Below are 12,984 nucleotides of genomic sequence, written 5' to 3'. Positions count from 1 at the left end.
TTGTTCGTTTGATTACCTGATACCGAGCCTGCTGACTCTATGCGAATGCGCCTTATGCTGTTGGGCGGCGGGAATGCCCTCGGGCAGGCGCTGATTCGTCTGGGTGCCGAGGAAGACATTGGTTTCCTCGCACCACGTCCACCGCAAGACGGCTGGGACGTGGCGAGCCTTACGCAACTGCTTGATGACACCCGTCCCGATGCCCTGATCAACCTTGCTTACTACTTCGACTGGTTTCAGGCGGAGACCGTGAGTGAAGCGCGCCTGACCCATCAGGAGCGCTCTGTCGAGCGTCTTGCCGAACTCTGTCAGCACCACAACATCACGCTGGTTCAGCCGTCCAGCTATCGTGTGTTCGATGGTTCCCGCGCGACGGCCTACAGCGAAAAAGACGAGCCTGTACCGCTGGGCCTGCGCGGTCAGGCCCTGTGGCGTATCGAGCAGAGCGTCCGCGCGACCTGCCCGCAACATGTACTGGTGCGTTTCGGCTGGCTGCTGGATGACAGCACCGATGGCGTGCTGGGCCGCTTCCTCTCGCGTGCCAAAGAACCCGGAGAACTGCTGCTCGCCGATGATCGTCGCGGCAACCCGACGCCGGTCGATGATGCGGCGCGGGTGATCATTTCGGTCATCAAGCAACTCGACTGCGAAGCGCCGCTATGGGGCACCTACCACTACGCCGGACACGAGGCGACCACGCCGCTGGCGCTGGGGCAGGCAGTGCTCACCGAAGCGCGTCTGCTGCACGCGCTGGCTATCGAATCGCCCACTGCGCAAGCTCATGCCGCGCGTCCCGATGCAGCCGAAGAACCGCAGCACGCGGTATTGGCCTGCAAGAAAATTCTCCACACCTTCGGCATCAAGCCTCGCGCCTGGCGGGCCGGTCTGCCAAACCTGCTGGATCGGTATTATCGACATGTCTGACGCTCCTGTTCTGATCACTGGAGGTGCGGGTTTCATCGGCTCGCACCTGACCGACGCATTGCTTGCCAGCGGGCAGGCCGTGCGTATCCTCGACAACCTCTCGGCAGGCAAGCGCAGCAATTTGCCGCTCGACAATCCGCGGGTCGAGCTGATCGAAGGGGACGTGGCCGATGCCGACCTGGTCAAGCGCGCGGCGCAGGGCTGCAAAGCGGTCGTGCACCTGGCGGCAGTGGCTTCGGTGCAGGCGTCGGTAGACGACCCGGTGCGCACCCACCAGAGCAACTTCATCGGCACGTTGAATGTCTGCGAGGCCATGCGCGAAGCGGGCATCAAGCGCGTGATCTTCGCATCAAGTGCGGCGGTGTATGGCAACAACGGTGAGGGCGAAGCGATCACCGAGGACACCACCAAGGCACCGCTGACCCCTTACGCTTCGGACAAGCTGGCCAGCGAGTATTACCTGGATTTCTACCGTCGCCAGCATGGCCTGGAACCGGTGATCTTTCGCTTCTTCAACATTTTCGGGCCACGCCAGGACCCATCGTCGCCGTACTCCGGCGTGATCAGCATCTTTGCCGAGCGTATCCGCAAAGGCCTGCCGATCAGCGTGTTTGGCGACGGCGAGCAGACGCGGGATTTCTACTATGTCGGGGATCTGCTCAAGCTGCTGCTGCAGGCCTTGTCACGGGAAAGCGCCATCGAAGGTGCGATCAACGTCGGCCTGAACAAGACCACGTCGCTCAACGAACTGCTGGCTGCGCTTGCGCAGGTGGTCGGCAAGCAGCCGGAAGTCACCTACCAGGCGCCGCGCTCGGGCGATATCAAACATTCCCGCGCCAGCAACCAGCGCCTGCTGGAACACTTCACCCTCGACGAGCCAACGCCGCTGGTGCGTGGGCTGGAGTTGCTGATGGGGCAGTGAGTCCTACATCGAATGTAACTGCCCATTCGCGAACAAGTTCGCTCCTACAAAAGCCTGTGAGCACCTGTAGGCGCGAACTTGTTCGCGAAGCCGATATTGCAGACGCAGAAATTACATCGAGTGTAACTACCTATTCGCGAACAAGTTCGCTCCTACAAAAGCCTGTGAGCACCTGTAGGAGCGAACTTGTTCGCGAAGACGATATTGCAGGCGCAGAAATTACATCGAGTGTAACTACCTATTCGCGAACAAGTTCGCTCCTACAAAAGCCTGTGAGCACCTGTAGAAGCGAACTTGTTCGCGAAGACGATATTGCAGGCGCAGAAAGTGCATCGAATGTAACTGCCTATTCGCGAACAAGTTCGCTCCTACAAAAGCCTGTGAGCATCTGTAGGAGCGAACTTGTTCGCGAAGCCGATATTGCAGACGCAGAAATTACATCGAGTGTAACTGCCCATTCGCGAACAAGTTCGCTCCTACAAAAGCCTGTGAGCACCTGTAGGAGCGAACTTGTTCGCGAAGACGATATTGCAGGCGCAGAAATTACATCGAATGTAACTGCCTATTCGCGAACAAGTTCGCTCCTACAAAAGCCTGTGAGCACCTGTAGGAGCGAACTTGTTCGCGAAGCCGATATTGCAGACGCAGAAATTACATCGAGTGTAACTACCTATTCGCGAACAAGTTCGCTCCTACAAAAGCCTGTGAGCACCTGTAGGAGCGAACTTGTTCGCGAAGCCGATATTGCAGGCGCAGAAAGTACATCGAATGTAACTGCCTATTCGCGAACAAGTTCGCTCCTACAAAAGCCTGTGAGCACCTGTAGGAGCGAACTTGTTCGCGAAGACGATATTGCAGGCGCAGAAATTACATCGAGTGTAACTACCTATTCGCGAACAAGTTCGCTCCTGCAAAAGCCTGTGAGCACCTGTAGGAGCGAACTTGTTCGCGAAGCCGATATTGCAGGCGCAGAAAGCATATCGAGTGTAACTACCTATTCGCGAACAAGTTCGCTCCTGCAAAAGCCTGTGAGCACCTGTAGGAGCGAACTTGTTCGCGAAGACGATATTGCAGGCGCAGAAAGTGCATCGAATGTAACTGCCTTCGGACCAGCCCGCTCCTGCAAAAAGCGCGGCATTACTTCGTCATGGAGTTGGTACGAGATCATCAGGTCTACAAAACACAAAGGCACCCGCTGAGGGTGCCTTTGTGTGTGTGGCGCTTGAGACGTTCAGGTCAGAACTTGTAACCCACGCCCACCATGTACACCCACGGGTCGATGTCCACGTCGACCTTGGTCTTGCCGACGGCCAGGGCTGACGGGCCGTCCACGGTTGCTTTGGTGTCGATGTCGACGTACCAGACCGAGGCGTTGAGCAGCACGTTGTCGGTGATCATGTAATCCATGCCCAGCTGTGCGGCCAGGCCGACCGAGTCTTTGAGCTTGAGGTTGCTGAAACCCTGATCCTTGCGGTTGCCGGTCAAATCGGTATCGAAGAACGTGGTGTAGTTGATGCCCACGCCGGCATACGACTGGAACTTCGACGATGGTTCCATCGGGTAGTACTGCAACGACAGCGTCGGCGGCAGTTGTTTGATATCGGCCAGCTTGCCATCCAGGCCAGGCCCGAGGCCTTTGACCGACACGGTATGGCTGAACGGTGTGGCGGCCAGCAGCTCGATACCGACGTGCTGGGTCAGCATGTAGGCGAAGGTCAGGCCCAGCTGGTTTTCGCCGTCGACAGTCGCTTTGGTGCCGGAAACCTTGGCACCGTCGAGGCGCACTTCGCCGCTGTCTTCATTGGGTTGAACGTGCGCGACACCGGCGCGAACGATGAAGTCGCCAGGCTGGTAGGCGTGTGCCGCGACCGGGGCGGTGAGGGCAAGCGCGACAAGGGACGTGCGTAGCAGATGCTTGTGCATGGAGGCTCCAGAGATCAGTCAAAATTTATGGGCGTAATGTTAAAGCGCTGTCGAGCGGCGACTTTGACTCAGCTCAATGAAATCGCTGGGAACCTCGTCATCCTTATGAATCCGGCAACTCGTAGACAAGAATCTTGTCTGCCTGCATCTGATAGCCCGCTTCTGCCAGTTCGCTGGAAGACGACTTGGCCTGCATCGGTCCTTCGATCCAGTACGGCTGATACAGCTCATCGACCTTCACACCCAGCTCGCTCGTGACGTGCACGATCTGGTTCGCCGGTGGCGGCGGCACATGGATGCAGGCGCCGAAATACGGCACCAGCAAAAACTCCGTCACCCGGCCTTCCTCACTGACCTCGAGCGGCACGATGTAGCCCGGTAAACGCACCAGTTTGCCATCCAGTGCCTTGACCACCGGCGCATGCGGCGCCAGTTGGTGGGCCGCAGGCGCTGCCTCCATGGCCAGTGCATCGGACAGCTTGGACATATCGTGGAGCGGAGCCGTTACCGGCTTCACCACAGGTGCATCGGGTGGAATCATGTCATTCCAGGTCAGCTCACGCGGCTCGGCGGCCCAGACTTGAGTGGTAACCGAGAACAGCAGAGTGAGTAGCATGCGCCGCATCATGAAGGTCCTCATAAACGAATCGACAGTCCATCGGCCAGTGACTGCCTGTAGGCTCGCCAGGCTGGCACGGTTCCCATCAACAGCGCGCAGCCGAGAATGGCACCGAGTAATGTCCATTCATATTGGCCAGGTGGCATAGACGACAGGTACAGACCGTAGTTGTCGAGCACGTAGTCGCGGGCCACGAAGATGCCGATATAGAGCAGCGCAAGGCCGCTGATGACACCCGCCAGCGCCAGGGCGAAGGCTTCGAGTATAAGCAGGCTTGCGATATGCCAAGGGCGCGCGCCGACCGAGCGCAGGATGGCCATTTCCCGGCGCCGTTCATTGAGGCTGGTGAGAATCGCGGTCAGCATGCCGATCAGCCCGGTCAGCACCACGAACAGCGAAATCACGAACAGCGCCTTTTCCGCCGTGCCCATCAGGCTCCACAGCTCCTGCAGTGCCACGCCGGGCAGAATCGCCAGCATGGGTTCGCCACGGTATTCGTTGATCTCGCGTTGCAGGCTGAAGGTGGAAATCTTGCTGTTCAAGCCCAGCATGAACGCGGTGATCGCAGTCGGCGTCAGGTCCATATTGCGCGCCTGATCGGCTGAAATGCGCTCGCTGCCGCGTGCCGGGGCGCCGTTGTGCCAGTCGATATGAATGGCTTCCATGCCGCCCAGGCTGATATGCAGCGTGCGGTCCACCGGCGTCCCGGTCGGCTTGAGGATGCCGACCACGGTGAACGGTTTGTCGTCATGCTTGACCAGGCTGATCACCGCTACACCGTGCGCCAGCACCAGCTTGTCGCCCAGCTTGTAATGCAGCGCCTTGGCGACCTCCGAACCCAGCACCACTTCAAAGGGGTCGGTCTTGAACTCGCGTCCTTCGGCCATTTCCAGGTGCTGCTGGCGACCGAACTGGTAATGCTCGAAATACGCCTCATTGGTGCCCATCACCCGATAGCCACGATGGGAGTCGCCCAGCGAAACCGGGATCGCCCACTTGACCTGCTTGCTGTTGGCGAAATGCTCGAAGCTGTCCCAGCGAATGTTGTTGGTGGCATTGCCGATGCGGAACACCGAGTACAGCAACAGGTTGATCGAGCCCGAGCGTGCACCGACGATCAGGTCGGTGCCGCTGATGGTGCTGGCGAAACTGGAACGCGCTTCGGTGCGCACCCGTTCGACGGCCAGTAACAGGCAAACCGACAGCGCAATGGCGAAGGCAGTGAGGAATGCAGTGAAACGGCGGTTGGCCAGGCTGGCCATGGCCAGACGAAACAGATACATCTCAAATCTCCACGGCGACGGCGGCGCGATTCAGGTCGCTCAGCGACAGATTGCGATCAAACAGCGGTGCCAGGCTCTGGTCATGACTGACAAACAGCAGGCTGGCCCCGGCCTCGCGGCACTCGGCGAACAACAGGCGAATGAACGCCTCGCGCGAGTCCGCGTCCAGCGCAGACGTAGGCTCGTCGGCAATCACCAGTTCCGGTTGACCGATCAGCGCGCGGGCGGCAGCGACTCGCTGTTGTTGGCCGATGGACAGCGAGTCGGCGCGGCGTGTCAGCATCGCCGGATCTTCCAGACCCAGGTGGGCGAGCAGGGTGGTGGTCGCTTTCTCGACGCTGCCGTGGCGTTGCCTGGCACGCTCGGCACGCACGCTGGAAAAGTGGCAGGGCAGTTCGATGTTTTCCCGCACCGACAAAAACGGCAGCAGGTTGAACTGCTGGAAGATGTAGCCGGTGTGATCGACGCGAAAGCGATCACGCGCGGCCGAAGAGAGGGCCGACAGGTCCTGATTCAACAGGCGAATGCTGCCGCTGACCGGTTTTTGCACACCGCCCAGCAGGCCCAGTAGCGTGGTTTTACCGCTGCCACTCGGGCCTTTGAGGAACAGGGTTTCACCGCTTTGCAGGCGGAACTCGGGGATGTCCAGCAGTTGCGGGTGGCCGGGCCAGTTGAAGCGCAGGTCCGACAGTTCGATCAGTGCTTGGGTCATGGGCTGACTCACGCTCGGTTGGAAATTAAAAGACCGGGCCAGGCCCGGTCGTTGTGCCGCAGGGTGCGATCAGAATTTCAGCGTCGGGTTGGCTGCGATCACTTCTGCGCCCGACTGGCCGCCTGGCGAAATCAGTTGTACCTGAAGCTTCTTGGTGTCGGGAAAGGTTTTGAAGATTTGCGACAGGTCGAGCTTCTTCAGAATGGCCGGTGCGTCACAGACGAACTTGTAGTGACCGTGGATTTCACTGTGCTCGTGATGCTCGGCATCGCCAGCGTCGGCATGCGCGTCGTGATCGTCATCCTTGTCACCAAACAGCGGGCTTTCCAGCTTCACCGAAGTGGCCGAGCAATTGGCGGCATCGGCAATGCTGAACAACGCGTTGGGCTTGAGCAGCAATTCGCGGGCCTTGGCGACTTTGGCCTTGTCTTCATCCGAGGTCGCAACGTGTTCGAAGCCGACGATGTTCATGGCCGGACTGTCGAATTCGAATTCCAGCGTCTTGCCTTCCAGCACCACATCGAGACGCCCTACGCCATGCTCGTGCGCGCCCAGGCTGCCATGTTCATCGCCATGATCGTGGTCGTGTTCTTCAGCCGCGTGCGCAGCAACGAGTGGCAACAGGGCGAAAGGCAGGGCGAGTAGCAGACGGCGCATAGCGGGCTCCAGAACAATAATCGAGAAAAACTGTTATGTGATCTTATAACAAGTAGCGTTCTGCGTGGACGTGTTTTTATCCAGGCGCCGGGTGACCGGGCTGCAGCAAAGCACCATCGACGAGTTTATCGGGAATACCCCGTGCAGTGCTTATGCCTAAGTAGTCTCACACTTCGCGTTATCAAGTCCTACTCTGGAAGATGAAAATCGCTACACCTGCGCCGGATGCGCAGGAAAGATTTTCATCGCCAGCCGGGACCTGCGCTCGACCTGGGCCGAGCGCGACATCAGGGAAGATACTCATGAACAAGCTCCATTCGAACAGAGAAGTCCTGCGTGCGGTGTACAAGGATATGACACGCATCACCGAATTCGCCGACGCTGACATCGTGCTGCACAAGGCGGATCAAGGCGCTGGCGGTGGCTTGTCCATAGCCGTTGGCAAGGAGGCCGTGCTTTCCCACCAGATCAATCTGATCAGACGCACGCATCAGACCCTGTACATGGATGTCCACGACATCGTCGCCAACGATCACTTCGGCTCGGTGCTGGGCGAGATGCGCGCCAGTTGCGAGGGCCGGAAAATCATCATGCCGTTTTGCGGCCTGTGGCGGTTTCGCGATGGCCGAATTATCGAGTACTGGGAAAACGTCTACGACGTGCGGGCGCTTGGCAATTTCATGAACGGCAAGGAACCGCTCCTCAATCAGTGGCGTTACGGTTGATCATGGGAATGCGCGCCAGCCTGTGGGAGCATGTACGCCTGACTGTCAGCAGGTGCACATCATGTTGCGTATTCGTGGAACCGTAGGCCAGTGGCCGGTGGATTTGACCCTAGAACTGGACGAAGGAGACTGGGCACAACTGGGCGCGCAGCTCAAGGGCGTGGCCCCGGAGGCGCCAGCCGCCGTGGCCGAGAGCACGCCGCTCAACCAGGACGACAGGCTCTGGCAAGTCGCTCAGGAATTGCTGCGCAAGGCCGGGCAGATGAGTGGGCCGGATCTGTTGGGGCAACTGGAAGGGTTGGCGGGCAGTACCGCTGCGGGCAAGCATCTGCTGGTGCGCTTGCGTCACTCGGCGAACGTGAAAGTCGAGAGCGGCGGGGATGCGCCGCTGTACAGCTGGGTCGAAGCGACGTGACCTGACGGCTTTCAATAACAACAGGCACCCGAGCGGTGCCTGTTGCTTTGTACATTAGTACAGCGCGGCAAACAGCTTGCGACGGTACGCCGTGACCAGCGGATGATCGTTGCCCAGCAGGTCGAATACTTGCAGCAGGGTCTTGTGCGGCAGGCCCTCGGCGTAATTGCGATTGCGGATGAACAGCTTGAGCAAGCCCTCGAGCGCCGCTTCGTACTGTTGACGCGACAACTGCTGAATCGCCAGTTGCAGCGCCGCTTCATCGTCCTGCGGGTTTTGCGCAAGACGGCTTTTCAGTTCGGCGGCGTCCGGCAGGGTCGCGGCTTGCGCGAGGAACGTCAGCTGGGCCTTGGCGCCGGCGAGTTCGGCCTTGTGCGCATCACCGGTGACCGCATCCAGCACAGCCTTGGCCTCGCTCAGTTCGCCACGTTCGGCCAGGCAGCGCGCATACAGAATCAGCGCGGCGCCATTGGTGTTGTCTTCGCCCAGCAGCACCTTGAGCTGTGCTTCGGCTTCGGCGAAACGATTTTCCGCAAACAGCGCCTGTGCCTGCTTGAGCGGGTCGGCGGCTGGCGGTGGCGGCATGACCACGTGCTGGTCGAGAATCTTGCGGATTTCCGACTCGGGCTGGGCACCGGCAAAGCCATCTACCGGCTGGCCGTCCTTGAACAGCACCACGGTCGGCAGGCTGCGAATGCCGAAGCGCGCCACGATGTCCTGCTCGATGTCGCAATTGACCTTGGCCAGCAGCAGCTCGCCCTGATAACTCTCGGTAATTTGCTGCAGCAGGGGCATCAAGACCTTGCAGGGCGCACACCACTCGGCCCAGAAATCCACCAGCACCGGCTGGTCGAAGGACTTGTCGATCACCAGTTGATCGAAGTTCGCGGCGGTTGCGTCGAAGATGTAAGCAGTTTCCTGGCTCATTGCACGTCTCGAAGAATCTGAATGCTGCCAACTATAAAGCCCGCAGGGCAATGCTGAAAGCGGTGTCGTCTATTGGACATGATCGTGCCCACACTCATTGCTATTGATGCTGGCCGAAGGCCGTGGGAGCGAACCGGGCGACGCTTCGCTTGTTCGCGAAAGGGGTGGAAAGCTCTCTGGAAATTTATCGTTTGAACGACCGTCTTCGCGAACAAGTTCGCTCCTACAAAAGCCGTTTAGCTGAGCAATCCCGGACTGTTATTTAGCGCTCACCGCGCCGCGTGATAGAGGCTCACGTCGCGAAACTCGTGCGGTTCGGCCAGGTCCGGCAGGGTGTGGGCATGCAGCATCGTCAGACGCTGGTAGGCAGCGTGTTTGAAGTCGCGCACGCGGGAATCCGCCACCAGTGCCTCGCGGCCCCGGGAGAGAAACTGATCAAGCAACGGCAGGTTGGCGCGGTCGTAGAGCACGTCGGCGACCAGAATCAGATCGAAGCGGTCCGCCTCGGCAAAGAAATCCGTCGAGTAACGCAATGACACCTGATTGAGTTCGGCATTGGCCCGGCAGGCAGCGAGCGCCAGTGGATCGAGATCACAGGCCACCACCTCAAGCGCCCCGGCCCTGAGCGCGGCAATGCCCGCTACACCCGAGCCCGCACCGAAGTCCAGTACCCGCTTGCCGGCCACCCAGTGCGGGTTTTCAGCCAGAAAACGCGCCAGGGCCAGGCCGCTCGCCCAGCAGAAGCTCCAGTACGGTGGTTCTTCCAGAATGCGCCGCGTTTCCTCCGGGCTGAAGGCGCGGTCCATGTTGACATCGTCGATCAGCCACAGCTTCAGCTCGGTGCCCGGCAGCGCAGTGACTACCAACCGGGCGTCGCCAAGCAGTTCGCTCAGCGCATGTTGCAGATGCTGCGGAGCGATCATGGCGCCTTGACGAACTGCAACTGCCCCAGGGCCTGAGTCACCGGCTGATCGATACGCATTGATGGCAGGTGCAGGATCAATTGCCCGGACTTGCTGGCGCGGCCACGCAACTCGACACGTCCGCCGACCGGAAAGGCTTCCGGGTTGAAGCGCAGCTGGAACGGCAATGATTGACCGTTGCCCTTGAGCAGGGTGTTGGTCAGCAGCTTCTGTGGACGCCCGCGCTCGTCGATGACCAGCATTGCCAGCTCGACCTCGGCGCCGGCCGGCACGCCCAGCAATTGCCCGCTGAGTTCACGTTGGTACGGTTGCAGTGGCCCCGGCCCGGCGGGCAGCTTGATCGAAGGTGCGACCGGTGGCGGCGCAGCCGGTTTCGGCGCGTCATTACTGCTGCACGCGGCCAGCAAGCCGATGAAGCAGAGTAGAAAAGCGGGGCGTAACGTCATCAAAAGCTCCACAAGACAAAATTCGAAAGGCTGGGGGACGCCAAGCGTGCAGTATTACCGAGCCCGGACAATTTCACACCGCTTTAATGTGCGTCTATATACCGTAAACCCTCAGCCTTGTCTTGCCAGCAGGATGCGCTAACATGGCGCTCCTCATTCTTTTGTTGCCAGCCACCATGCACTGTCCCTTCTGCGGTGCCAATGACACCAAAGTCATCGACTCCCGCCTCGTCGCCGAAGGCGAGCAAGTACGCCGCCGACGCGAGTGCCTGGCCTGCGGCGAGCGCTTCACCACGTTCGAAACGGCCGAGCTGGTCTTGCCGCGTCTGATCAAGCAGGACGGCAGCCGCCAGCCTTTCGATGAAGAAAAACTGCGCGCCGGTATGCAGCGGGCGCTCGAAAAGCGTCCGGTGAGTGTCGAGCGCCTGGAAGCGGCCCTGGTTCACATCAAACACAAGCTGCGCGCAACCGGCGAACGCGAAGTCAAATCGCTGGTGGTGGGTGAGCTGGTGATGACCGAGCTGCAGAAGCTCGACGAAGTGGCCTATATCCGCTTCGCTTCGGTGTACCGCCGCTTTCAGGACCTCAACGAATTCCGTGAAGAAATCGATCGTCTGGCCCGCGAGCCGGGCAAGGAATAAATGCATTGCTGACTGAACAGGCGGCTCTCGACGTTCATTACATGGCGCGAGCACTCGAGCTGGCGCGCAAGGGGCTGTACTCCACGCATCCCAACCCGCGAGTCGGCTGCGTGATCGTGCGTGAAGGCCGGATCGTTGGCGAAGGCTGGCATGCGCGCGCCGGTGAGCCGCATGCCGAAGTGCATGCCTTGCGCCAGGCCGGCGAGCTGGCCAGAGGCGCGACCGCCTACGTCACCCTCGAGCCGTGCAGTCACCAGGGGCGCACACCGCCCTGTGCCGATGCACTGATCGAAGCCGGGCTGACGCGGGTTGTCGCAGCGATGCAGGACCCCAACCCCGACGTTTCCGGTCGCGGCCTGTTGCGCCTCATGAATGCCGGCATCGGCGTTCAGTGTGGTGTGCTGGAAAGCGAAGCGCGAGCGCTGAACAAAGGCTTTCTCAAGCGCATGGAGACCGGCCTGCCGTATGTGCGGGTCAAAATGGCCATGAGCCTGGATGGCCGAACGGCGATGGCCGGCGGGGAAAGCCAGTGGATCACCGGCCCCGAGGCGCGCTCTGCCGTACAGCGCCTGCGCGCCCAGTCGAGCGTGGTGCTCAGCGGTGCCGACACGGTGCTGGCCGACAAGGCTCGTCTCACCGTACGCCCTGATGAACTGGGGCTCGATGCCGAATTGACCGCGCTGGCCGCGGCACGCGCGCCGTTGCGCGTGTTGATCGACGGCCGTTTGCGTGTGCCGCTCGATGCACCGTTCTTCCAGGCAGGCAGTGCGCTGGTCGTGACCTGCGCTGCTGCGTCGGCGCGAGGCCGCTATCAGGAGGAGGGCCACGAAATGCTCGCGCTGGCCGACAGCGCCGGTCATGTGGACCTGCGCAGGTTGATGGGCGAACTCGCAGCGCGGGGCGTCAATGAAGTGCTGGTCGAGGCCGGTCCGCGACTGGCGGGGGCTTTTGCGCGGCTCGGGCTGGTCGACGAGTTTCAGCTCTTCATTGCCGGCAAGTTCCTCGGCTCATCGGCCCGTCCGCTGCTCGATCTGCCACTGGCGCAGATGAGCGAGGCACTGGAACTGAACATTGTGGAAATGCGTGCTGTCGGTAATGACTGGCGAGTCATCGCTCTCCCTGTGCGCACACCCGGCGTATAATTCCCGGCTTTCGCCTTGCGCGCAGCCCTTGTTCTCCCGGAGGACCCATGTTTACCGGCATTATCGAATCCATTGGCAGCATCCGCGCCCTGACTCCCAAAGGCGGCGACGTCCGCGTTTACGTGGAAACCGGCAAGCTTGACCTGACCGACGTCAAACTCGGCGACAGCATTGCCGTGAATGGCGTATGCCTGACCGCCGTCGAATTGCCCGGTGATGGCTTCTGGGCTGACGTCAGCCGGGAGACCCTGACCGTCACCGCCTTTGTCGACCTGAAGAGCGGCAGCCGGGTCAACCTGGAAAAGGCCCTGACCCCGACCACGCGTCTGGGCGGCCATCTGGTCAGCGGCCATGTCGACGGCGTCGGCGAAATCGTTGCCCGCGCGGATAACGCCCGTGCCATTCAGTTCACGGTGCGTGCGCCACGTGAACTGGCCAAATACATCGCCCACAAAGGCTCGATCACGGTCGACGGCACCAGCCTGACCGTCAATTCGGTCAACGGCGCGGAGTTTGAACTGACCATCGTGCCTCATACCTGGAGCGAAACGATCATGGCCGACTACCAGCCCGGCCGTAAGGTCAACCTGGAAGTCGATCTGCTGGCGCGTTATCTGGAGCGCCTGCTGCTGGGTGACAAGGCCGCCGAGCCGGGCCACGGCACGATCACCGAAAGCTTCCTGGCCGAGAACGGCTACCTCAAATCCTGAATTGATTGAAGGGGG

Annotated in this window: 15 protein-coding genes; 7 read left to right on the top strand and 8 right to left on the bottom strand. The window is 60.5% G+C overall.

What is annotated here, in order from left to right; genetic code table 11:
• The first annotated feature begins 39 nt into the window (after nt 1-39).
• Complete coding sequence (locus KBY08_RS13620) at nt 40-924, top strand: sugar nucleotide-binding protein (protein ID WP_011269054.1); 885 nt, start codon at nt 40-42, stop codon at nt 922-924.
• The gene (locus KBY08_RS13615; protein ID WP_003400349.1) at nt 917-1,846 is read left to right on the top strand and encodes an NAD-dependent epimerase/dehydratase family protein; all 930 of its coding nucleotides are present in this window, start codon (nt 917-919) and stop codon (nt 1,844-1,846) included. Before KBY08_RS13620 ends, KBY08_RS13615 begins: the two co-directional genes overlap by 8 nt.
• Nucleotides 1,847-3,082: 1,236 nt before the next feature.
• Here KBY08_RS13615 and KBY08_RS13610 read toward each other — a convergent pair.
• The 5 genes from KBY08_RS13610 to KBY08_RS13590 all read right to left on the bottom strand — a co-directional run bounded on the left by KBY08_RS13610 (nt 3,083) and on the right by KBY08_RS13590 (nt 7,040).
• Nucleotides 3,083-3,769 (bottom strand): OmpW/AlkL family protein, encoded by a 687-nt coding sequence (locus tag KBY08_RS13610; protein WP_225651162.1) that lies wholly within the window; start codon nt 3,767-3,769, stop codon nt 3,083-3,085.
• Nucleotides 3,770-3,872: 103 nt separating this feature from the next.
• Nucleotides 3,873-4,397 carry a DUF3299 domain-containing protein gene (locus KBY08_RS13605; protein ID WP_004412093.1) on the bottom strand — a complete coding sequence of 175 codons (525 nt, stop codon included), beginning with the start codon at nt 4,395-4,397 and terminating at the stop codon, nt 3,873-3,875.
• Nucleotides 4,398-4,405: 8 nt separating this feature from the next.
• Nucleotides 4,406-5,671: an ABC transporter permease gene (locus KBY08_RS13600; protein ID WP_058399421.1), complete on the bottom strand. Its 1,266-nt coding sequence runs from the start codon at nt 5,669-5,671 to the stop codon at nt 4,406-4,408.
• A 1-nt stretch (nt 5,672) separates the two neighbouring features.
• Nucleotides 5,673-6,383, bottom strand: a complete 711-nt coding sequence (locus KBY08_RS13595; RefSeq protein WP_058399420.1) for an ABC transporter ATP-binding protein — start codon at nt 6,381-6,383, stop codon at nt 5,673-5,675.
• Nucleotides 6,384-6,452: 69 nt separating this feature from the next.
• Entirely contained in the window at nt 6,453-7,040 is a 588-nt protein-coding gene (locus tag KBY08_RS13590; RefSeq protein ID WP_003400340.1) for a DUF2796 domain-containing protein, read from the bottom strand.
• Nucleotides 7,041-7,342: 302 nt separating this feature from the next.
• On the opposite strand from KBY08_RS13590, the gene KBY08_RS13585 reads away from it, so the two are divergent.
• Together KBY08_RS13585 and KBY08_RS13580 are read left to right on the top strand one after the other, a co-directional pair.
• Complete coding sequence (locus KBY08_RS13585) at nt 7,343-7,765, top strand: nuclear transport factor 2 family protein (protein WP_024638219.1); 423 nt, start codon at nt 7,343-7,345, stop codon at nt 7,763-7,765.
• A gap of 61 nt (nt 7,766-7,826) precedes the next feature.
• On the top strand, nt 7,827-8,180 hold the full coding sequence (locus tag KBY08_RS13580; RefSeq protein ID WP_058399419.1) for a hypothetical protein: 354 nt from the start codon (nt 7,827-7,829) through the stop codon (nt 8,178-8,180).
• A 54-nt stretch (nt 8,181-8,234) separates the two neighbouring features.
• Here the strand turns inward: KBY08_RS13580 and trxA are convergent, their stop codons facing one another.
• The 3 genes from trxA to KBY08_RS13565 form a co-directional block, all read right to left on the bottom strand.
• Complete coding sequence (gene trxA, locus KBY08_RS13575; protein ID WP_111522228.1) at nt 8,235-9,107, bottom strand: thioredoxin; 873 nt, start codon at nt 9,105-9,107, stop codon at nt 8,235-8,237.
• A 269-nt stretch (nt 9,108-9,376) separates the two neighbouring features.
• The gene (locus KBY08_RS13570; RefSeq protein WP_032654137.1) at nt 9,377-10,030 is read right to left on the bottom strand and encodes a class I SAM-dependent methyltransferase; all 654 of its coding nucleotides are present in this window, start codon (nt 10,028-10,030) and stop codon (nt 9,377-9,379) included.
• Nucleotides 10,027-10,476 carry a lipoprotein gene (locus KBY08_RS13565; protein WP_003419544.1) on the bottom strand — a complete coding sequence of 150 codons (450 nt, stop codon included), beginning with the start codon at nt 10,474-10,476 and terminating at the stop codon, nt 10,027-10,029. Before KBY08_RS13565 ends, KBY08_RS13570 begins: the two co-directional genes overlap by 4 nt.
• A gap of 176 nt (nt 10,477-10,652) precedes the next feature.
• Between KBY08_RS13565 and nrdR the strand changes: the two genes are divergently transcribed.
• From nrdR to KBY08_RS13550, 3 genes are read left to right on the top strand one after another with little or no spacing between them, the layout of a single operon-like run.
• Nucleotides 10,653-11,117 carry a transcriptional regulator NrdR gene (nrdR, locus tag KBY08_RS13560; RefSeq protein ID WP_003317051.1) on the top strand — a complete coding sequence of 155 codons (465 nt, stop codon included), beginning with the start codon at nt 10,653-10,655 and terminating at the stop codon, nt 11,115-11,117.
• 41 nt (nt 11,118-11,158) lie between these two features.
• The gene (gene ribD / locus KBY08_RS13555; protein WP_162496877.1) at nt 11,159-12,259 is read left to right on the top strand and encodes a bifunctional diaminohydroxyphosphoribosylaminopyrimidine deaminase/5-amino-6-(5-phosphoribosylamino)uracil reductase RibD; all 1,101 of its coding nucleotides are present in this window, start codon (nt 11,159-11,161) and stop codon (nt 12,257-12,259) included.
• A gap of 47 nt (nt 12,260-12,306) precedes the next feature.
• Nucleotides 12,307-12,969 (top strand): riboflavin synthase, encoded by a 663-nt coding sequence (locus tag KBY08_RS13550; protein ID WP_003317049.1) that lies wholly within the window; start codon nt 12,307-12,309, stop codon nt 12,967-12,969.
• Nucleotides 12,970-12,984: the final 15 nt, after the last annotated feature.

This window comes from Pseudomonas sp. P135 (assembly GCF_020312125.1).
Lineage (GTDB): Bacteria > Pseudomonadota > Gammaproteobacteria > Pseudomonadales > Pseudomonadaceae > Aquipseudomonas > Aquipseudomonas fragariae.
This window is presented reverse-complemented; position numbering and strand designations above follow the sequence as displayed.